The organism is uncultured Aquimarina sp., from assembly GCF_947500065.1.
In the GTDB taxonomy this organism is placed as follows: domain Bacteria; phylum Bacteroidota; class Bacteroidia; order Flavobacteriales; family Flavobacteriaceae; genus Aquimarina.
On the sequence record NZ_CANMQT010000001.1, the window covers coordinates 612,556 to 636,057 of the forward strand.

The following is a 23,502-nucleotide window of genomic DNA, read 5'->3' on the forward strand; positions in this document are numbered from 1 at the left end:
TTTCTATTTATAGTTACTTTATCTTACTTTTTTCTTTTTTGATTGTCTTTTGCTTTATCAAAAACAAAATCAATCACCTCTTGATGTCTTCTTTTAGATCTAGTGGAACTACCAGCAGCTGGCGCTCCATAAGGTCTTCTACTAGCAAATCTAAAAGAGGTAGCATTATCATAATTCAACAAAATATGACTTAGTGCTCCCATATTACGAGGCTCTTCTTGTGCCCAAACAATATCATCAGTTTTATATTTTTTGATCAATGCATTCATTTCTTTTGCCGGAAGTGGAAATAATTGCTCTAATCTTACAAGAGCAACATCTTTTCTATCTAACTTTTCTTTTGCTTCTAACAAATCATAATAAAACTTACCCGTACAGAATACTAATGTCTTTGTATCTTTTGCTTTTGCCTCTGGATCATCAATCACCGTCTGAAAACTTCCATTTGCAAATTCTTCAACCGAAGAGACTACTTTAGGGTGACGTAATAAACTCTTTGGTGTAAAAATTATTAAAGGTTTACGATAATTTGCTTTCATTTGTCTTCTTAACAAATGAAACATATTAGCTGGTGTGGTTACATCTGCCACGAACATATTATCTTTTGCACATAACTGAAGATAACGCTCCATCCTAGCAGAAGAATGTTCTGCTCCCTGTCCTTCATATCCATGAGGCAACAACATTACCAATCCATTTTGGAGTTTCCATTTATCCTCTGCAGAAGAGATATATTGATCTATCATAATCTGAGCGCCATTACTAAAATCTCCAAATTGAGCTTCCCAAATCATTAGAGTTTTTGGACTTGCCATAGCATATCCATAATCAAAACCTACTACTCCATATTCTGAGAGTAATGAATTATAAATATAGAAATCTCCTTGATCTCCCTTTAGATTATTAAGTAATAATACTTCTTCTTCGCTATCTTCAACTTTTACAACCGCGTGTCTATGAGAGAAAGTTCCTCTTTCTACATCTTGCCCACTCATCCGAACATCGTATCCCTCTTTAAGTAAAGATCCATAGGCTAATAATTCGCCCATAGCCCAATCCAACTGATCCTTCTCGAAAAACATTTTATGTCTTTGATCGATCAATCGTTCAATTTTTCGAAGGAATTTCTTATCAGAAGGTAATTTAGTAATCACTTCTGCAATTTCGGTAAGATGATCTTTAGAATATGTGGTATCCACAACTGCCATCATTTCATCCTCCTGAACTCGAGTAAACCCGTCCCATTCATCTTTCATAAATGGCGTGATCACTGTCTTCTCTTGCTTACGAGAATCCTCTAATTCTTCTTCTAGAGAAGCCTTATATTCTTTTTCAAGTTGTTTTACGTAATCTTTATTAATGATTCCTTCCGAAATCAATTTTTCTGCATAGATATCTCTTGGATTATTATGCTTGGCTATCGCTTTATATAATTTTGGTTGGGTAAAACGAGGTTCATCTCCTTCGTTATGCCCATATTTTCTATATCCTAAAAGGTCAATAAATACATCACGACCAAAATTCATTCTGAAATCTAATGCAAAATTTGTTGCGTGCACTACAGCTTCAGCATCATCAGCATTCACATGAAGTACCGGAGATAATGTTACCTTACCAACATCTGTACAATAGGTAGACGAACGCGCATCTAGATAATTGGTAGTAAATCCTATTTGATTGTTTACTACAATATGAATTGTTCCCCCCGTTTTGTATCCATCCAATTGAGCCATCTGAACAATCTCATATACTAATCCTTGTCCTGCAACTGCTGCATCTCCATGAACTACAATTGGTAACACTTGTGAGATATTATCTTTGTAGTATTTATCTTGTTTTGCTCTGGCAATACCTTCTACTACCGCACCAACGGTTTCTAAATGTGATGGGTTCGGAGCAATATTCATATTAATCGCCTTACCAGAATCAGTCTCACGTTTAGAAGTCCATCCTAAATGGTATTTTACATCTCCATCAAAAACAGCCTCCTCATAATCTTTACCATCAAACTCACTAAATATATCTTTAGGACTTTTTCCAAAAATATTTGTCAATGTACTAAGACGGCCACGATGTGCCATACCCATTACAAACTCCTTAACTCCCTTATCTGCTGCCTTCTCTACTAAGGCATCCAATGCGGGAATTAATGATTCTCCTCCTTCAAGAGAAAAACGTTTTTGTCCAACATATTTAGTATGTAAAAAACTTTCAAAAGAAACTGCTTGATTCAATTTCTTAAGGATATGTTTTTTCTGATCCGAAGAGAACTTAGTCCTATTGGTATTAAAATTCACTCGCCCCTGTATCCATTCTCTTTCTTCAGGATTACGTATATACATATATTCAATCCCAATAGCATCACAATATATTTGCTCTAAATGAACAATAATATTACTTAATGTATTAGGCCCAACACCAATAATCTCTCCTGCATTAAACACAGTATTGAGGTCAGCTTGACTTAATCCAAAGTTTTCTAAAGCCAGAGAAGGATGATACTTTCTTCGTTCTCTTACCGGATTTGTTTTAGTGAATAGATGCCCACGTGTTCTGTATGCATCAATAAGACGCACTACTTGAAATTCTTTTTGAACGTTTTCGGGAACAGTAACAGTACCTTGAGAATCTTTTTCTATATAAATTGTTTCACCAGAATCATCCGCACTTTCTAATCCAAAATCAAATCCTTGAAAAAATGCTCTCCAACTAGGTTCTACGCTATCTGGGTTTTGCAAATATTGATCATATAAATCTGCAAAAAATGCGGTATTAGCCGCATTCAAAAATGAATATTTATCCATATGTAAGTATTCAACTGTCTTTTTATTATAAAACATCACAAAAATACAATAATTACAGTATATTGAGTATCGAATTATATATATTTATTGTAACATTTTTTTAGAAATTTAACAATGAAAGTGTTTCTTATTAAGAAAATCAGATTCCTGATCTTAGTTTCCATAATTTTACTTTCCTTACAAAAAGGGCATGCTCAAGAGGACAACTTTTGGTCTCACGTTAGAATTGGTGGTAATATAGGTATTGGGTTTACGGATGATACTTTTAATGGTGTAATAGCACCGGCTGCTATCTATGATTTTAATAATCAGTTCAGTATAGGGTTTGGACTTAATTTTGGATATACAGATTCACGAAATTTTACTGCCACAAATTATGGTGCTAGCATTATCACTTTATACAACCCATTTCCTGCATTGCAGCTATCAGCAGAATTTGAGCAGATGGGTGTTAGTAGCAATTTTGAGATTGCAGGACAAGATATCAAAGATGATTATTGGTATCCTGCTTTATTTATCGGAGCTGGATATAGAATGGGATTTGTAAGTGTGGGCCTTAGATATGATGTCTTATATGACGACGACAAAAGTATTTATGCAAGTGCCTATGTGCCTTTTGTAAGAGTGTTTTTTTAACAAAATTTTTAATCCTACAAAAAAACTGGTCATTTGTCTATAAAAATTTACTTATCGTCTAATATCCAGACAAATAAAACAAAATCTTTATTGTTTTACTTATTTTTAAATCTCATTTAAGAATTAAGACCCTAAAATACAATGAAAAATCTCACTCTAATGCTATTTGCGATAATAGCGCTATCCTCATGCTCAAGCAATAAAAAAACTGTAACTACTAATTTTGATCCTTCCAATAATCCTTACTATGTAAAGAAAGAAAAAAAGGCATCGAATGAAGTATCCGATCCTAAGATACAAGGCGAAATCAATAAGATCATAGAAAAACACCTTGACATATCTATATCATCTATTGCGATATCTCCAATCACCAAAACAAATGCTGGATATCATTGGAAATTTATGAATGTAAGAAATGGTCGTAGTTTTGTTGGGTTTTCTGATCTTAAATTCAACTCGGTTACCATAAAAAAGAATAACAAGAAAGCAAATACTCAAGTATCGGATTTCTAGAGCTTGGGATATACTACCACATATGAAAAATACAATTAGGTTTTCTATTGGAGTAACTTTCTAATTTCTTTTCGGCTTTTCTAAGTAATCTATATTTATAACGCACATCTTCGACATCCTCCATGCAATTGCTTGTTTCGAATGTAAGTGTATTAAAATAATCTTGATCCCACTTAGCTTGTTTTTCTCCATGTTTCCTTTCAAAACAAACATTGTTAAGTTTGTTTTCGAAAAGCATTCTTTGCTCCGTAACCTCAATTACTTTCTCTACACTTGTGGATGATACACCTTGGCTACTTTCCTTATAAAGGGTATTCATGTATGTCTCTTCAGAAATCGAAGTCTTTATTCTAAGCGTATCTTTTTCAATAAAATAATTTTCCAAAAACGCATTATTACCAAAACCTTGTTTATAAATATGAGTCATTAACCTTAACTCCTTGTTCTGATAATAAAATTCAATTCTTCCGGACAGATCTTCAGAACATTTGTAATACTTCGTTCGATTTTTAATTAGAGTATCCTTATCCACTATTCTTTCTAAGAAAGATTCGTATGAGCTATTAGTTTTATCAAAAATCTCCTGACCAAAACTAACATTCAAAACAAATAAAAATAACATAGTACCAAATAACTTCATATGCTTAGTGAGGTATTACAATGAATTTCTAAAGTATATTTTTTGCCACTCTCTTTTTAAAATCAAATATGTTGCATGCTGTGCAATAACAGCACTTTCTTCTGAATCGCATTTTCTTATATCTCTTTCTGAAACATCTACTGCATATAACAAATTTAAAAACTCGTTAAACGCCGTATTTAATCTTTTCAAAAGCAATCGCTCTATCTCTAAAAAAAGTTCTTTAGGAGCTGCATTAAGGTTTATTTCATAATCAATTCCTGCTCGATTTAGATCTTTTTGAAGTTGTTGAATCAATTGGGGATACAAATCAGATCCAGAAATTTCCTGGACTAACTGCTCACTTGATACAATATTTTGTTTTTCAGACACTCCTATTCATTAATTGTTCTCCAAAAATTTGCAAAACTTTCTTTTTATCTTCGGAAACAGACAAATCATCTAAAACCTTAAAAGCTTTTCTAGTATACTTTTCGATTTCCAACCTTGTTTTTTCTTTAGCACCAGTAGCTTCAAAAATACTTTTAACCGTTTGTATTTTTTCCGATGGATCTTCTGGATTCAAAGAAAACAAACCTTCTAGTTGTTTTCTTACATTATTATCTGCACCGTTCATAGCCATAAGATACAGAAAGGTCTTTTTATTTTCAATAATATCTCCACCCACTTGTTTACCAAATGTAGCAGGATCGCCAAATGCATCTAAATAATCATCTTGTAGTTGAAAAGCCAACCCGAGCAATCGTCCAAAATCATAAATATGTGATTTACAGTTTTCAGAAGCCTCTGCGATGATTGCGCCCATTTGCATAGCTGCAGCCACTAATACTGCCGTTTTATACTCGATCATCTTTAGATACTCCGGAATTGTTACATCATCTCTGGTTTCAAAATCAATATCATATTGCTGCCCTTCACATACTTCTATAGCAGTTTTAGTAAACAACTTAGCTAATTGTCTAAACGTATCACCTTCATAATTTTCGAAAAGCTGGTACGCATTGATCAGCATAGCATCTCCAGAAAGGATACCTGTATTAATATCCCATTTCTCATGAACCGTTTCTTTACCTCTTCGTAATGGAGCATCATCCATAATATCATCGTGTATCAAAGAGAAGTTATGAAAAACCTCTATAGCCAAAGCTGCATCGAGAGCTTTAGTATAGGACCCTCCAAAAATTTCAGAAGTCATCAAAACCAACGTTGGTCTTAGTCTTTTTCCTCCAAGAGTTAAAATGTATGAAATTGGTTCGTAGAGGTTTTTTGGCTCTTTTTCTATTGTATTCTTTGATAAATAATCTAAAAAATACCCTTGATAATCTGAAATGGTATGCACTATCGATTTTTTGTGCTAAGGTAAAATAAAAATTAAAAAACAATTCATATTAAAACATTATTGGATAACGAAACAAGTATGTCCTATTTTTTTGAAACTAAAGATTTTCGGACACCAAAAAAATACTCAATCCTAATTTTGATTAAAACAGTACTAACTATAATTTTTAAATCATGAAAAAACACACTTTTAAAACCTTCACAACCGTATCGCTAATTATTGCTTTTTGTTCTTGTGAGCCAGAAGATCCAAATGAGATAATTAATTTTAAACAAAATAATATTGAAACATTACAATTATCTGATGACAATCTACCTGAATCGAAAGTAATCGCTACTATTCAAAAAGATGGAATGGAATATACTTTTATTGAACTAAGCAATGAAGATAAAAACACCTATGACATATTCTTAAAAGGAAAAGTGTACGATTACACAAAACTAAATGATCCAAGTTGGATACAGAACATTGAACAACAGAGTCCCTTCAATTTATTTATTGAGATTACAAACAAAAACGTTTCTATACCAAAAACTCTAGCTAAAATGGCTGGCCCAGATGCAGTAAAAAAATCCAGAAGAACTATTAAAAATTCTAATACAGAAATAAAGATATTAGATCCCAATTTCCAGGAAATCAAACAAAAAAGCAGTAATTGTTATAACGAAAGCGAAAGCACTTTCAGAAATCAACGATGCCTAACCCCTCTAAATACAAATCCTGATTATATAGAATTTTGTGATTCTGGTCAATGGAATAGTCTAATAAGAAATTCAGTCTTTGGTGGAAATTGGCGTAAGCTAAATGAGGCTTTTACTTGGACAAACGTGATCTGTGGTAGCACAAGGGTGAAGTTTTACCGCCATAAAGGTTCGTGGCAATTAAGAAAAGAGGTTGAATTCGACAATGGGATATGGTATACTAGTTATTGGACAGTAACGATAACAGTACAAAACCCTTGGCTACCATTCAGCCCAGAAGTTAGAACTGGAAGTAGATTAAAGGTTGAACGCAGACAAACGCAAGCAAACAAATCATTTAGGGCATATACAAGATTCCGAAAAAAACTTTATAACTAAAAAAAATCCAAAACTATTCTAAAAGGTTGTCCAAAAAGGGCAACCTTTTTTCGTTATATCAAAAAAAACCTCTTCTTCATAACAATTTAACCCGCTAAAATGACAGCTCAAATTAAATCAGTGTTAAAAAATTGTGAAACTTAGGAAACTATTAATGTTTTTAAAGTTTCCTCGCGTACATTTGCACAAAACAATTTATGCCCCAGATGAAGGAAAAAATAATTGAAAAAGCGAATGATATGTTCTTAAACCTAGGTTTCAAGAGTGTCACTATGGACGATCTCGCTTCAGAAATGGGTATTTCCAAAAAGACGATTTATGCACATTTTCAGAATAAAACAAAACTAGTAGAAGCAACTACCAACCACCTTTTTTGTGTAATCAATGAAGGTATTAGCGGCATTCTGGAAGAAAAGAAAGATCCCATTGAAGAGCTCTATGCGATTAAGGCTTTTGTTATGCATCATTTAAAGGATGAGAAAACCTCTCCTCAATATCAACTTCAGAAATACTATCCTAAAATACATTTGGCATTAAAAATAAAGCAATTTGGAGTTTTCCAAAATTGTGTAATCGAAAATCTAAAAAGAGGAATTGACAATGGTGTATTTAGAGACAACATAAATGTAGAGTTTATATCTAGAATCTATTTTATAGGAATGACGGGAATTAAGGACAAGGAAATGTTTCCTGTTCAAGGATTTCCAATTAGAAAACTGATGGAAGATTACTTAGAATATCACATACGAGGAATTGCTACCGAAAAAGGATTAAAAATTTTAAACAATCTAATAAAACAATCATAAATTATGAGAAACAACCTTTGGTCATTGTGTTTCTTTAGCTTATTCACATTAGCTGTTTTTGCCCAGGAAACTCCTGTTTCCTCCCAATATTCATTTACATTAAATGAAGCTATTGAATTTGCAATAGAGAATAGTTATGAATCTATCAACGCCAGGCGTGATGTAGCTAAAGCTCTGAAGAAAAAATGGGAGACTACCGCTACAGGGCTTCCACAGATCGATGCAACTGTAGATTATCAAAATCAGTTAAAACAACCAGTAACTTTAATTCCAGGAGAATTCTCTGGTGGAGATCCAGGCACATTTGTTCCCGTAGTTTTTGGAACAAAAGAACAGCTTTCTGCAACTGCCAAATTATCTCAACTTTTATTCGACGGATCTTATCTAGTAGGATTAGAAGCAGCGAAGAGCTTCTTACAGTTCAGCAATGATTCTGAAGAAAAAACTCTTTTAGAAGTACGTAAAGCTGTAATCAATTCCTACGGAGCCGTTCTTGTTGCTCAGGAAAGTGTAAAAATACTTCAGAGTAATAAAGAAACTCTTGAAAAAAACTACCAAGAAGCAAGAAAAACATTCGAAAATGGATTGAATGAAGAAGAAGATGTAGAACAATTACAAATCACTTTATTACAAACTAATAATCAACTCAATAACTCAATACGTCAACAAAAAATTGCACTGCAAATGTTTAATCTAACAATTGGAGTTGATGTAGATTCTAATACAGTTTTATCTGATGGTCTTGACAGTTTAACTATGAAAAACTTAGATCCATCAGTAACTAACAAGCCTTTTGTAATAGAAGACAATGTTGATTATAGACTCAGTTATCTATTAACCGAACAAAGAAGGTTAGAGCTAAAACTTGAAAAAACCAAAGCTTTACCATCATTATCAGCATTTGTAAACTACGGCACACAGGCCAATAGTGATTCGTTTACATTTTTAGATAATGATCAACGTTGGTTTCAATCTTCAATTTTAGGGGTTAATCTAAAAATCCCAATCTTCAGTTCACTTGGAAGAAGCGCTAAAACAAAACAAGCAAAAATTGCTTTTGAACAAGCTAATACCAATTTTATCCAAACACAGCAACAAATTCAACTTCAATATAATACCGCAATTAACGATTATCAATTTTCTATAGAGACTTACGAAACCACAAAGCAGAATCTTGCATTGGCCGAAAGAATAGAAAATAAAAATCAAATTAAGTATACAGAAGGACTTGCAAGTAGTTTAGAATTAAGACAGGCACAACTACAATTATATAACGTACAACAAGAAGTACTACAATCTATGCTTACTATAATTAACAAAAAAGCAGAATTAGAAACTATTTTAAATACACCTAATAACTAAATATACCCATGAAAAAGATACTTATTATATTATCAGCATTTCTTCTTATAGTTTCTTGTGGGCAGGAAGGCGCAAAATCCATAGACAAAGTCATTGAAAAAGGTGATTTAACAGCAATTAGAACCAAAAGAAGTGAAATTGTAGCAGAACAACAGGCTGTAGCAGACAAATTGAAACAATTAGATGCAGCTATTGCATCTCTGGATAGTATTAAAAAACTTCCTTTAGTGACCACGATTATTGCTAAAGATTCGCTTTTTAATCATTATCTGGAATTACAAGGAAGTGTAGAAACCAAAAAGAATATTGTCTTATATCCTGAAGTATCTGGTACATTGATACAAGTTTATGTGAAAGAAGGACAAAGAGTTTCTAAAGGTCAAACCTTAGCAAGAATAGATGATGGCGGAATAAGCCAACAACTTTCTCAAGCAGAAGTTCAAGCTCAATTAGCAAAAACAACTTTTGAGCGACAAAAAAGATTATGGGAACAAAAAATAGGTTCAGAGATCAAATATCTTCAGGAAAAAACTAATTATGAAGCTGCACAAAAATCAGTAGATCAAATAAAGAGACAATTAGCAAAAGCAACTGTAAGTGCTCCATTTTCTGGAATTGTAGATGATATTATAGCAGAACAAGGTAGTGTCGTAGCTCCTGGGCAAACAGAATTGATTCGTATTATCAATCTTGATGATATGTATATTGAAGTAGAAGTCCCTGAAAGCTATATTTCAAGTATTACAAAAGGAAAAGAAACTCAAGTATACTTTCCTGTTTTAGGAAAAACAATTGATACGAAAATCCGTCAGGTAGGAAATTATATAAATCCTAACAACCGTTCCTTTACCGTAGAAGTTGCGATACCTAATAAAAACGGAATTATTAAACCGAATCTAACTGCAAAAGTTAAGATCAACGACTATACCAGTGAAAAAGCAATACTGATTCCACAAAGTATCATATCTGAAAACTCCGAAGGAGATCAATATACCTATGTAACTTCTAATATCGATGCCAAAAACATTGCAGAAGCCAAACGTGTTATTGTGAAAACGGGAAAAACGCAAGGAGATTATATCGAAATCCTAGAAGGTATTCAGAATGGTGATGCGATTATAAGCGAAGGCGCCAGAAGTGTTAAAGATGGTCAAAAAGTAGAAATTATAAACTAGATTCTATGGAAGTTAATAAGAAAAAAGTAGATAAAGAATTTAGATTAGCGTCCTGGGCGATAGATAATCCAACCACAATCTATGTAATGATTGGTATTTTTCTGGTGTTAGGTTTATCAGCATACTTTTCAATGCCGAGAGAGAATTTTCCTGAAATCAACGAAACCAAAATTTATATTAGTGTTCCTTATCCTGGTAACACCTCTGAAGATATAGAAAGATTGATTGTTGATCCTTTAGAAGATAAACTAAAAAACGTTAGTAACGTAGTAGAAATTGTATCCACATCTCAAGAGGATTATGGTATTATTACTGTAGAATTTGATGAAGATCTTACGGTTGCAGAAGCTAAACAAAAGGTAAAAGACGAGGTAGATTCTGAAAAATCTAATGAGGATTGGCCAACATTTAATGGTGCAAAAGTAGAGCCTAATGTTTTTGATCTTAGTATCTCTGAGGAAACTCCCATCATGAATATTAATATTACGGGAGACTATACCGTAGAAAAGCTAAAGCTATTCGGAGAGTACCTAGAAGATGAGATCGAAGACTTAAAAGAAATTAAAGGTGTCGATATTCGTGGAGCTCAGGAAAAAGAAGTTGAAGTTGCTGTGGATATTTATAAAATGATGGCTGCAAAAGTAAGTTTTGATGATGTTCTAAACACTATCAGAAATGGCAATGTCACCATGTCTGCAGGAAACATGATTAGCAGCGGACAACGAAGAACTATTAGAATACTTGGAGAAATTGATCAACCTTCAGAACTAGATAATTTTGTAGTTAAGTCACAGGATGGAGCTGTGTATTTACGGGATATAGCAGAAGTAACGTTTAAAGAAGAAGATAAAACTACCTATGCCAGAGAATTTGGTGATAATGTGGTGATGTTAGAAGTAAAGAAACGTTCGGGAAAAAATATGGTAGAAGCAGCTGATAAAATCCTGAAAATCGTTGCTGATGCTGAGGAAAATGTATTCCCAACTGATCTAAACATTAGTATCGCAAACGATCAATCGTCTAAAACTATTAATCAGGTAGATGATTTGGTAAATAACATCATTTTTGGGATTATTCTTGTTGTTAGTGTATTGATGTTCTTTTTAGGGTTTAGAAATGCATTATTTGTTGGATTTGCAATACCCATGTCTATGTTCATGTCCTTTATGATTCTTTCATTACTTGGATACACTATGAATACCATGATCCTTTTTGGGTTAATTATGGGATTAGGAATGCTGGTAGATAATGGAATCGTAGTTGTAGAAAACGTATTTAGGTTGATGGAAGAAGAAGGAATGTCTCGTACTGAAGCTGCTAAAAAAGGAATTGGTGAGATCGCATTTCCAATTATTATTTCTACCCTAACAACTGTTGCTGCATTTATTCCGCTTGGATTATGGCCTGGAGTAATGGGACAGTTTATGAAATACTTCCCTATAACACTTTCTGTGGTACTAGGATCCTCATTATTTGTTGCGATTTTCATTAATTCAATGTTAGTCTCCCGATTTATGGAAATAGGCGAAAAAGTACTGACCATCAAACAGCTTATTAGATTAAGTATTCTTCTTGGCGGATTTGGAATCTTTATTCTGATAGTTGGTGGACCGGTTCGAGGATTAGGAACTTTAATGATTTTCACAGCTATTATGTTTTGGATCTATCGTTTTCTATTGAAAAATGCAGCAAACTTCTTTCAGAGACGTATTTTGACTTGGTTAGAAAACAGTTACCAACGTTTTCTTTCATTTGCCCTAAGAGGATGGCGTACTTATGCTTTTATTATAGGAACCTTCCTTTTATTATTTATCGTATTTGCAATGTTCGGTGCTTCTGTAGGTAGTCAGCGCACCAAGATTGAATTTTTCCCGGACAATACTCCTAACCAGATCATTGTCTATATTGAATATCCACAAGGAACGGATATCAAAAAAACTAATAAGATCACCAAAGAAATTGAAAATCGTGTATATGCAGTTATAAATGATCAGGAATATATCGAAGGCGAAGATCACAACTTTTTGGTAGAGGCAGCTGTGTCTCAGGTTGGAGAAGGTGCCGGAAATCCACTGACAGATGGAGGAAGTAGTGCAGAAATGCCACATAGAGCCAAAATTATAGCTGCGATGAGAGAGTACAAATTCAGAAAAGGAAAAGACTCTGAATTACTGCGCCAAAAAGTACAAAATACGTTAAAAGGGATTTATCCCGGTGTCGCCATATCTGTAGAAAAAGATGCTGTTGGTCCTCCTGCTGGGTATCCCATTAATATAGAAATTGAAGGTTCTGATTATGATGAATTGATTACCGTAGCAGAAAAAATGCGAAACTTCATTAATGAAAAAAATATTCCAGGAATAGAAGAATTAAAAATTGATGTTAATAAAGGAAAGCCTGCGATGCAAGTTGTGGTAGACAGAGAAAAAGCAGGAGAACTTGGAGTAGCAGCAGGACAGGTAGGTAATCAATTAAGGCGTTCAATTTTTGGAGAAAAAGCTGGCGTTTATAAGAAAGGTGGCGAAGATTATGATATCTATGTTCGTTTTGATGAAGACAATCGTTACAATACGAGCGCCTTATTTAATCAAAATATTACTTTTAGAGATCAAGCTTCTGGTAAACTCAAAGAAATTCCTGTTTCTGCGGTAGCTTCTCAAAAAAACACTTCCTCATTTAGTGCCGTAAAACACAAAGACACTAAACGTGTAGTAACAGTATATTCTGGATTACAACCTGGATTTACTGATGCTGGAGCTATTGTAGCTCAAATACAGACAGAAATGGCTAGTTTTACTAATTTACCAAAAGGTGTTAAGATTGATTATACAGGTCAGATAGAAGAGCAAAATAAACAAATGACATTTTTGATGGGCGCGTTCTTTGCAGGATTAGGGCTTATCATGTTGATTTTGATTTTTCAATTTAGTTCTATATCCAAGCCTACTATTATTATGATTGCCATTTTCTTAAGCTTTATAGGTGTATTTGGAGGAATTTTGATAACAGGTTCAGCATTTGTAATTATGATGACGATGATGGGGATTATCTCTCTTGCTGGGATTGTAGTAAATAATGGTGTAGTGTTACTAGATTATACGCAATTGCTTATCGATCGTAAGAAGGTAGAACTTAATGTTCCAGAGAAAGAATTACTTGATAATGATGAGGTAATGAAACTTATTATAAAAGGAGGTAGAGCACGTCTTAGACCAGTTATATTAACAGCAATCACTACAGTACTAGGATTGATTCCATTAGCGGTAGGTTTTAATATTGATTTCTTCTCGTTGTTTACTGAGTTTGATCCTAAAATCTATATTGGTGGAGATAATGTTATTTTCTGGGGACCATTAGCTTGGGCCGTAATCTATGGATTAATTATCGCTACATTCTTAACCTTAATCATTGTTCCTTGTTTATTCTTTATAGTGCATAAAGTAAAAGTTCGATTTAGCAGTAAAAAAAGTGTAAAAATCGAAACACCAGTTACAGCAACTGTATAGTAATAAGTAATATTACATTTTTAATACAAATAAAAAACGCCGCAAATTTGCGGCGTTTTTTATTTGTTCAATTTTTCCTTGAATTGTATAATTATGTTCCACTTTTTTAGACAAACATCAAAAAAATCCTTGTTTTGAATGGTAACAACATTGGATGCTATGACACTAATTATAAACGGTATTAATTTCTAATCAAAAGAAAATATATGCATCAAACAATGTTTATGGATACAGAAATCTTAAAAACAACATTTTTTAGACAAAATAAGTAGGAATAAGATTACTATTTGTGTTAAAGTTCTGAAAGTTAGAATTTTCCCTTTGAACAGTGTTAAAAAAAACTTAATTTCGCAATCCCAAAATAAGCCCCTATATTGAATAAAACATTACTCTACCTACTGGTTCTCCTTTCTTTTCCCTTGTTTGGTCAAAATTTAGATCAAATAGGTAAAGCTCCATTAGTAAAAATTAATGGGGGTATTTCTGCTAATTCTGTGTACTATAATGGAACAGCTAACAGGGATCCATTCACGTATTTCCTTAATGGTAATTTAAACTTCAATATTAGCGGAATTTATAACATTCCTTTATCATTTTCGTATACTAATCAGGATTTTGCATATAGCACCCCTTTCAAGATTAATAGGTTAAGTATTCATCCATCTTATAAATGGGTTGCCACTCATATCGGAGACGTAGCTATGACTTTTTCTCCATATACAGTCAGTGGACATCAATTTACAGGTTTTGGAACTGATCTTACGCCTAATGGGCCTTTTAAAATAAGTGCATTATATGGTAGATTCTTGCGACCTACTGAGTATAATGACCAGGTTCCTGAAGCAATTCCTGCCTACAAAAGAATAGGATATGGACTAAAAACATCGTATGATTTCAATAGATTCTCTGTAGGGCTGATCTTTTTTAAAGCAAAAGACCAAGCCTCATCATTAGATATTCCAATACCTGAAGATTTAAATATTGACCCCAAAGAAAATCTGGTAGTTAGTTTAGAATCTTCTGTAGAAATCACAAAAGGATTAAGTTTTAATTTAGAAGTAGCTCAAAGTGCTGTTACAGAAAATCTAGAAGATGGCGAAACAGATTCAAACTCTAATATCTTAGGGTTTTTAATTAAAGAAAGAGCTTCTACTGATTATTATACTGCATTTAATGCAGATGTTACCTATTCATATGGAAAAGGAAGTTTAGGTGTAGGATATGAGCGTATCGATCCTCAGTATAGAACATTCGGTGCGTACTTTTTTAACAATGATCTCGAAAATATAACTGTAAATGCTTCTCAAGAATTGTTTAATGGTTATCTATCTTTAGCTGTTAATGCCGGATTACAAAGAGATGACCTTAAAAATCAAAAAGAATCACAATCCAATAGAATTGTTGCTGCAATCAATGCTAATATCAAAGCTTCTGATCGATTTAATATTGCTGCATCCTATTCTAACTTTCAATCGTATACCAATATTAGAACGGCTTTTGATGTGATTAATGAAGTAGATCCATTACAAAACTTAGATACGTTGGATTTCAAACAAGTATCCCAAAATGCCTCGCTAAACTTGGGATATCTACTCTCACAAAGCAAAAAAAAGCAACAAAGTGTAGGTCTTAATCTAACGTATCAAACAACCAAAGATGAACAAGGTACTGCGGATGCAACCAATAATAAAACAGATTTTTATAATGCTGGTGCTAACTATTCTGTAGCATATCCAGAACGTGCTTTAACGATTAGTGGAGCAATTAATGCCGCGTATAATGCTATCGAAGAGAATGATGCATTAACCTACGGTCCTACCCTATCTGTAAATAAACAATTTTTTGACAAAAAACTGCGAACAGGTTTTTCCGTATCCTATAACGAGAGTCTAACGAACGGAGATTCGCAAGGCAATGTTATGAATTTTAGAGCCAATGCTGGTTATGTGTATAAAGAAAAGCACAATATCAATCTAAATGCACTGACATTACTCAGAAACACAGCAAACACTTCCAGTAACAATGACTTTACAGTTACTCTGGGATATAGTTACTCTTTTGATGTGAAAAAAATTGACGCTCGTTTTAAGAGAAGAACTTCTGAAGATGCGAATGAAAAGACAAAACAACAAGCTTCGAAAGACACACTTCAGAAATTAGAAGAACAACTAGAGAAAGAAAAAATTGATAAGCAGAATTACTATAGATTCCGTTACAGAGGTGAGATTTATGACAACAATGCTTCTGTTGTAGCGGATCAAATAGAAGCTATTGCTCAGAAGGAATATTACAGTAATGAGGATGCTTTTGCCAAAAATAAATTAAAATCATTATTTGCTGATCTTAAAGAAAAAGCTAGAAATGATGAAGATTTCAAAAACCTTGCTATTGATTTTCTCGATAGTATCTATATGCGAAAAGATTACATCCCTATATATCAAAGACGCTTACAATCTGTTTTAATAAGCTTACAAAAAGAGCTTGTTAATAAAGATCAGAAGATGAAGGATGTATATGCTAAAACCAAATTCGAATTAGAAAATCATCCATCACATGTTCTTAGTGAATCAGATAGAAATGCTGCTTCAGATGAAGCTCAGTTTGAGTACATGAAGATGACTACTAGGTATAAGGTAGAAGGAGAAAAATTCGAAGCATATCTGTTTTTAAGAATTGAAGTCGAGAAGCTATTGAATGGTAATACTGTGGTTAAAAACAATGATAACATCAAAAAAATCAAGGAATTAACGCAGGAAGAAACATTCAGGATGCAGGCTGAAGGTAAAGATTTAGAAAAAATTAATATATATTTAGAGGAGCAAATTATCATCTATTTTGATAAACAATATCGAAGTTCAGATAACTAGTTGGTAATTCCCCAAAATTACATATGAAAAAACTACTACTTATACTCATTGCTTTAGTACAGGTGACATTTGCATTAGCGCAAAGTTTTCCGGTTAGAGTAACTCCGCAAGCCATTCCTCCTTATCCTACTAATTTATCTGGATATGCGAATTCAGGACTTATGAACAGCCCTTTACGGGTTCAATTGGTACTAAGTGATGTTACGGCATCAAGCAGAGAAGTTCGGTTAGCAGTTTCTATAGAGGGTAATGGCATCAATGCAACAAGTGCTCCAGTAGTAATTGGTGCACCTACACTGATTTTAGATGGAGGAATTCCTCTAAACCTAACTGTTACAGAATTAGCTCCTTATTTTGAGCAACAAAACTTACAAGGCCTCTCTTCTGTTCAATACAATAATCCATTACAAGATGGCATGTATCGGTTTTGTTTTGAAGTTTTTGATGCCTTTAACGGGAATCGATTATCATCCAAAAGTTGTGCAACTGTATTTTTAATTAATAACGATCCTCCATTTCTTAACAAACCAGATAACGAATCAAAGATTTCAGAGCAGAATCCAACCAATATTCTATTTCAGTGGACACCAAGACATATTAATGTTCCTAACGTATCCTACGAATTTAGTATTGTAGAGGTTTGGGACACATATATTGATCCACAAGCGATATTTTTATCATCGCCTCCACTCTATCAAGAAGTTACTACCAATACGAGTTTATTATACGGTCCTATTCAACCATTATTATTAGCTGGCAAACGATATGCATGGCGTGTTAGAGCTATTGCAACTAATAACGGAGAAGAAGTTTCTGTTTTTAATAACAATGGAAACAGTGAGATCTTCTGGTTTGACTATCAGGGTAATTGTGAACTCCCGACAAGTATTGAAGTACGTGATGTAAGTATGACCAATGCTACAATTAGTTGGATCGGTCATCCGGAACATTTGGATTATACCGTACAGTATCGCGAAGCAGGTAGCACAAGATGGTACAAAAAAACCACACCACGCGATTATGTAACCATTGATGAGTTTAAACCAGACACTATCTATGAATACAGAATTGTAGGTAATTGTACTGAAAATAGTTTTGGAGAATCTCCTGTAGATACTTTTAGAACCTTAAGTGAAGAAATGGCAGAATATGCCAACTGTGGTATCGATCCAGATCCTGTAGATCTATCTAATCAGGAATTACTTACCGAACTTTTTGTGAATGATGTATTTACTGCGGGTGATTTTCCTGTGTATGTAAAAGAAGTATCCGGTTCTGGAAGTTTTTCTGGAGAAGGATATATCAGTACACCTTGGTTAGCGACTGTCCGCATTCCTATAAAATTCCAGAATATCAAAATCAATACTGATATGAAATTGGTAGATGGTTTTGTTGTTACTACCTATGATCCTAATTGGGGAAGCATTGTTGATGCAGATGTAATTATAGACACCATTACCGGAGATGATGGAGACACACAGGAAATAACTGTTGATATGGATATCGTAGATATACAAATCGATGACAACGGTGATATCATATTAATAGGAGACGATGGTACTGTTTCTGATCCAATTCCTGGAGGAAATGATATTCTTTTTCACGATAACAACAATGAAGACTGGTTTGTAGATGCTGATGGTAACATTACTACTGCAGAACAAGCTGAAGGAGGCTCAGCAACGGCAGGAAATACTAATGGAATTGGTAACGGTGGCGTCAATGAAATTACAGCTTCTGGAGTTACAGTTACTTTTAACAATACCAATGGGTATTATAGTTTTGATACGGCACCTGAAAATGCAGGTGGTAACATTGCCAATCAATATGATAAAGTACCTATATCGGGTGGTGGAGAATATAATATTCCGTATAAAGCCATCGCAGCATTAAGCAGTCATCCCACAGACTTCTTAACGGCGGAAGCTTCATTTTCTAATAATGACCATACAGCTTCTGATATTATCTTTAAAACCAAAGAAGGAACCAAAGTACAAGCCGTATGGGATACAGATAGCACCGTTGCAACCCTATCTCTGAAAAAAACATTTGATTTTGCAAAACAGCAAATCATAGCTGCCGTTAAACCAAAAGATTCTACCGCCAAATACACAGTAGCCGGAGCAGCTAATTTATGGCATCTGGCTAATCAGGATGTTACCAGAGTTAATGTAAAATTGATCTCCGTAAATGGAGCTAGTTTATCCGGTATAGGAGAACGCATTAATCAAATATACAATCCGGCAGGAGTTCAATTTAATGTGACTTCCGCTACACCTATTTCGATTTCTGATACGAGTATTGATGTAGGTGATAGTAGTTTATTATCTCAATATACAGAAGGTGAAAAAGCATGGATTAGTCAATTTAAAACCGTAGGAGATTACCAAAAAGACACCTATTACTTATTTGTTACTGATATTCCTCCTTCTGACACAGGTACAGAAGGCTTTATGCCGCTTAAAAGACAATTTGGTTTCATATTCCCAGGTGATGATAAAGGTAGAACCGCAGCCCACGAATTAGGGCACGGAGTTTTTGGGTTAGAGCATCCATTTACTGAATATAACACTACCGGAACTACTGATCTGTTAATGGACTATGGTACAGGAACTATACTTACCCATATGGATTGGGAAAAATTGCATGCGCCAGGTATCCAGATCTATTGGTTCCAAGGTGATGAGGATGGGGAATTGGGTGGTAAAGTATGGTTAACTCCTGACTGGAAACCATTTAGCTTTGATAGTTCAAGAACGGTTACCGGTAATTCTAACCAAACAAATATTCCTCAAGGCGCCGTTCCAGGGATTAAGTTTGAAGACAAACATTATTTGGCGGACGGAGCTAATTTCAGTGGATATGTAACAAATGATGGCACTGTTCTAAGTATTAGTGAAAAAACATTAAGCAATGATAGTGAAGTCTATTTATATCGAGATAATGGAGGATGCGGAACAGATACTTATTATAAAACTACTTGGGGTTATATAAAAGACAAAAAGAATAATTTTTCCTTTACTGATAATTCGAATGTAGAGTTCAAAGCCAAAATTCCTTGTCCAGGTACAAATTCCAATGAAAATAGTGGTTGTGACCAATTTGACTATTTAGATGAAAACAATGAAGAACATAAAGACCTTATAACTTTTTATCAAAAAGAAGTTGATAATGCATTGAATAACGCTCTTTCATCAATCACTTCTACCCAAGATACAATATTAAGATCAAAAGGTGTTTATAGCCACGTACGATTTGCGAATTCTAAGGACCTACCAGTTAGTAAAAATGAAATTGAAGTATTAGAAGATAAATTACATCTATTAAGTTATCATAAAAAAGACACCTACATGGTTGTCACTTTCTTAAAAATTAAAAATAATCTATCATATTTAAATCATCAAATTAATGATTTAGCCCAAAGATCGATAACAAATAATCAATCTTCTATTAATGGGAAAAAGATAGTACATGTGATAGTTACTTTCTCTGATTATGAATCTATTTTCGGAGTTGGTTTCGCAAACAATGATTCTTGTTATAATGTTGGTTTCGCACAAAGTGAAAATGGAATTGTAACCAATAACTCGGTTTTATCCGATAGACAATCCGTTTTCAAAGATATTCTGGAAGTATATAAGTATATAGAAAAACCACTATACGTTAAGCAGTTTTTCATGAAAGCTGATAAGAGTATGGTGGAAACCATGCTGAAATCAAACAATATCAGCGGATATGAATCTATCCAAGTTTTACAATTCTTTGAATCAAAATATGTAAGTCAAATAAAGAATATAAGGGCTCAAATAAGTAGTCTAATTGCCAATTTAGATGATCACGCCTCTCAACAAGATTGGCAAGATTTCATTGAACAATACCAGCAATATAAAAATCAAACTATTGAATTATATGCAAGAGCAGAGTATGATGAGATAGATATTGATCTAAAAACAAATTCTAGTACTTGGAATTATTATCAACCTGACAACCTGGTTAAACTTAGAGAAGTCTATATTATAAGTCCTGAAATTTCCAGAGCATACTTTGTGAGTCAAACCGCATCCTTTGGATATGGTCAGAAATTCCAGGTATATTTTGGATTTAATGCAACACTCGATAGTGACACACACTTTTATGATTTTGATGGATATAGCGTAATTGATCCTTTAGTTTATGGAATTGCTGACGGATTAAGTTTAATTCCAATTCCATATGTTGATTCAGTTGGAGATGGGATGGGGTTCATATATGCTTCCGCTAGAGGTGATATGAGCCAAGCACCATTTTATGCAGCTGGTTTAGCATTACCAGTGGGTGCAGCATATCTGAAATTCGGTAAAAAAGGAGTAGACAACTTCTTCGCTGTTGTTGCAAAAAAGACTGAGGATGGAGATATTGTTTTAAGCACGAAAAGAATAAAAGATATTGACCCTGATGAAGTTCAGGTAACATCGGTACTTAGTGATAAAGCATCCGATGCTCAAAAAACTCTTGCCGAAGTAGAAAAACACAAAGATAAATTTGCTAAACACTTTGATAACGTAGCTAATGATATCACCGCTCTAAGTTCTAAATTAAATACAGCTGCCTTTTCCGGATTAAAAACTGAGTTTGACAAATTAAGTCAAGTTCTAAAAAATCAGTTTTTAAGAGATTTTGCCGACGCAGATGACCTATTATTGTTAATCAATAAAGATGGATTCGAAATATTTAGTAGCTGGAAAAACTTTAGAACGAAGTATCCTGATGTAATAATATGTACTAAATAAAAATTAAATTATGTTAAAGAAATATATATCATTTTTAATATTAATCTTAGTATTCAATATTAACAACGCTCAATGTTGGTTTACCGATTTTTTAAAGTACCAAGATGAAGCTAGTCTGGAATTTAAGACTTTTGCAAAAGAAAATGCAGATTCATATAAAGCTTATCAGCTTTTATATGACGAAGGTTTAGTAGATTTAGGACGCAGTGTTGATAATTTGCGTACCGTAACAAATAATCTTGATGAGATTAAAAAAGCTGGGAGTTATGAATCATGGATTAAAACGGTAAAATCCATTTTTGACGATCCTGATGTTGAAAGCTATGTGAAAAATTTAACTCAAAATTGGAGTGATTCACAAAAAAACATTTTTGAAGATGCTTTAGCTTCCTCTTTAATAGATAAAATTAATAATGCCATTGGAACTAAATTATACTCAAAGTACGAAGAAATATCATATGAATTAATGCAATGGGCTAAAAACAAATTCTTCCCTAATAATAGTGGATGGGCCGAATTTGCACAATATAGTGGAAGGAAGGAATATTTTAAAACATGGAGATTTGTAATTCACATGAAACAATCCCCCTCTCTAATTAACATTTCACTAGGAAGTCGTCAAGCTCCTTTACAAAGCTATGCCGGTAACCTAAACAGCACTAGTTTTAGCGATTTTTTCACTAGAGGATTTATATCAGTTGAGGGAATCTCCAATATGACAGATCCAAAAGATTGGTTGCCTTTAGTAGGAAAAACATTAAAAAAATCATATGACCACGGTGGGAAAATTTACTTCCATACTGATTTAATAACCGATTTAAGGGCTCTTTATGATCCGAACAATCCTTTTTTCAACGGAGGGACAATAACAGAATTAAGATATTTAGTTGATAACGGATTATTTGATAAAGGTTTAATTGAATTTAGACTAGGTTATGATCAATTATCGGTAAGCAAAATAAAAGAATTAGAAGAGTCAATTGATAAGTATAAAAAATTAGTAATAGAAAACCCAGATATTGGTTCGTTCAAAGATGCATTTAATATTCGTTTTTAAAAAACAGCAATAATTCATTTAGCTATGTTATCAAAAAAGGAAATCGAAAACTTAAGATGGGTTCATTACAACATCCCTGACAGAGAAAGAAACAGCTTTATTTCTTTTATAAAGGGATACCTATTTGCGAAAGACGACAAAGAACTTGAACATTATATAAGCCGATATCTAAGTCAAAAATATCAAATTAATATAGAATACACTACACTACTTGAGCAAATAGATCATTATGCTTATAATGCCAATAAAGACATATTAAGAGGTTTTTGCATATTGCTTAGAGAAATTTATGATTGTAAAGATGAAATTAAGCAACAAAAAGGTTTTGAATATAGAGATGACCTAAAAAACAAAAAAGAACCAATCATAAAAAAACCTATTATTGATGGAGGTATCATAAAGGTTGGAGATATCATAAAACTAGGTAATACCATAAAAGAAGATTATAAGCATTCTAAATTTTACAATGCCTCATTAAGAAACCCTTCCTGGGATTTGTTTTACCCTTCCTTCAAGGATTATAAACACCTTTCTTTTTACTTTCCAGAGAAGAATGAAATGCAACTAACTTATTTTGGACAAGTAAGACGAATATTTAGTAATAGTGTAGTTAAAATAAAACATCTTTTTTTAGAAGATGAAAAACTTATTGCATATACCAATTTATTTAGAATAGAAGTAGAAAAAGCACTTGAACAAAGAGAAATTGAAATTATTAAAAGTGATTATACTGAAATCGATCTTACATTTTTAAAAGATAAAGTCCGGAATTATACAATAGGGATTACCGAATATATGACTTTATCAGAACTAATAGGAAAATGGTGTTTCGACAACATACCGCTTTTTAATAAAATATGGCACAATTACACCAGAGATATGAACGGAAATTGGTGTCAAATTAGAGAGTAATTAGTTAACAAGTGGCAACGTATACATCTTGGTAATA

15 protein-coding genes are annotated in these 23,502 nt (G+C 33.3%); 11 read left to right on the forward strand and 4 right to left on the reverse strand.

The features are described from left to right. Positions 1-23 precede the first annotated feature (23 nt). A complete protein-coding gene (locus tag Q0975_RS02870) occupies positions 24-2,804 on the reverse strand; it encodes a 2-oxoglutarate dehydrogenase E1 component (protein WP_299432803.1) in 2,781 nt (926 codons plus the stop codon). 114 nt (positions 2,805-2,918) lie between these two features. Here Q0975_RS02870 and Q0975_RS02875 point away from each other — a divergent pair, with 114 nt between their 5' ends. Next, positions 2,919-3,440, forward strand: a complete 522-nt coding sequence (locus Q0975_RS02875; RefSeq protein WP_299432806.1) for an alpha-ketoglutarate decarboxylase — start codon at positions 2,919-2,921, stop codon at positions 3,438-3,440. Between the two features lie 141 nt (positions 3,441-3,581). After that, entirely contained in the window at positions 3,582-3,953 is a 372-nt protein-coding gene (locus tag Q0975_RS02880; protein ID WP_299432809.1) for a hypothetical protein, read from the forward strand. A gap of 13 nt (positions 3,954-3,966) precedes the next feature. Here Q0975_RS02880 and Q0975_RS02885 read toward each other — a convergent pair whose 3' ends face one another. From Q0975_RS02885 to Q0975_RS02895, 3 genes are read right to left on the reverse strand one after another with little or no spacing between them, the layout of a single operon-like run. After that, on the reverse strand, positions 3,967-4,593 hold the full coding sequence (locus Q0975_RS02885) for a hypothetical protein (protein WP_299432811.1): 627 nt from the start codon (positions 4,591-4,593) through the stop codon (positions 3,967-3,969). Between the two features lie 15 nt (positions 4,594-4,608). After that, positions 4,609-4,965, reverse strand: a complete 357-nt coding sequence (locus Q0975_RS02890; protein WP_299432814.1) for a hypothetical protein — start codon at positions 4,963-4,965, stop codon at positions 4,609-4,611. Then, positions 4,958-5,932 carry a polyprenyl synthetase family protein gene (locus tag Q0975_RS02895; RefSeq protein WP_299432817.1) on the reverse strand — a complete coding sequence of 325 codons (975 nt, stop codon included), beginning with the start codon at positions 5,930-5,932 and terminating at the stop codon, positions 4,958-4,960. The genes Q0975_RS02890 and Q0975_RS02895 overlap by 8 nt, the downstream gene beginning before the upstream one ends. Positions 5,933-6,105: 173 nt before the next feature. Here Q0975_RS02895 and Q0975_RS02900 point away from each other — a divergent pair, with 173 nt between their 5' ends. The 9 genes from Q0975_RS02900 to Q0975_RS02940 all read left to right on the forward strand — a co-directional run bounded on the left by Q0975_RS02900 (position 6,106) and on the right by Q0975_RS02940 (position 23,465). Next, a complete protein-coding gene (locus Q0975_RS02900) occupies positions 6,106-7,011 on the forward strand; it encodes a hypothetical protein (protein WP_299432820.1) in 906 nt (301 codons plus the stop codon). A 206-nt stretch (positions 7,012-7,217) separates the two neighbouring features. Further along, positions 7,218-7,817, forward strand: coding sequence for a TetR/AcrR family transcriptional regulator (locus Q0975_RS02905; protein ID WP_299432823.1), 600 nt, complete (start codon positions 7,218-7,220; stop codon positions 7,815-7,817). A gap of 3 nt (positions 7,818-7,820) precedes the next feature. Next, the gene (locus Q0975_RS02910) at positions 7,821-9,179 is read left to right on the forward strand and encodes a TolC family protein (protein ID WP_299432826.1); all 1,359 of its coding nucleotides are present in this window, start codon (positions 7,821-7,823) and stop codon (positions 9,177-9,179) included. Between the two features lie 8 nt (positions 9,180-9,187). Continuing rightward, positions 9,188-10,354 (forward strand): efflux RND transporter periplasmic adaptor subunit, encoded by a 1,167-nt coding sequence (locus Q0975_RS02915; protein WP_299432829.1) that lies wholly within the window; start codon positions 9,188-9,190, stop codon positions 10,352-10,354. Between the two features lie 5 nt (positions 10,355-10,359). After that, positions 10,360-13,860 (forward strand): efflux RND transporter permease subunit, encoded by a 3,501-nt coding sequence (locus tag Q0975_RS02920; RefSeq protein WP_299432832.1) that lies wholly within the window; start codon positions 10,360-10,362, stop codon positions 13,858-13,860. 374 nt (positions 13,861-14,234) lie between these two features. Further along, positions 14,235-16,727: a hypothetical protein gene (locus Q0975_RS02925; protein WP_299432835.1), complete on the forward strand. Its 2,493-nt coding sequence runs from the start codon at positions 14,235-14,237 to the stop codon at positions 16,725-16,727. Positions 16,728-16,750: 23 nt separating this feature from the next. Further along, positions 16,751-21,496 (forward strand): fibronectin type III domain-containing protein, encoded by a 4,746-nt coding sequence (locus Q0975_RS02930; RefSeq protein WP_299432838.1) that lies wholly within the window; start codon positions 16,751-16,753, stop codon positions 21,494-21,496. A gap of 10 nt (positions 21,497-21,506) precedes the next feature. Next, complete coding sequence (locus Q0975_RS02935; protein WP_299432841.1) at positions 21,507-22,553, forward strand: hypothetical protein; 1,047 nt, start codon at positions 21,507-21,509, stop codon at positions 22,551-22,553. A gap of 24 nt (positions 22,554-22,577) precedes the next feature. Continuing rightward, the gene (locus Q0975_RS02940; RefSeq protein WP_299432844.1) at positions 22,578-23,465 is read left to right on the forward strand and encodes a hypothetical protein; all 888 of its coding nucleotides are present in this window, start codon (positions 22,578-22,580) and stop codon (positions 23,463-23,465) included. Positions 23,466-23,502 lie beyond the last annotated feature (37 nt).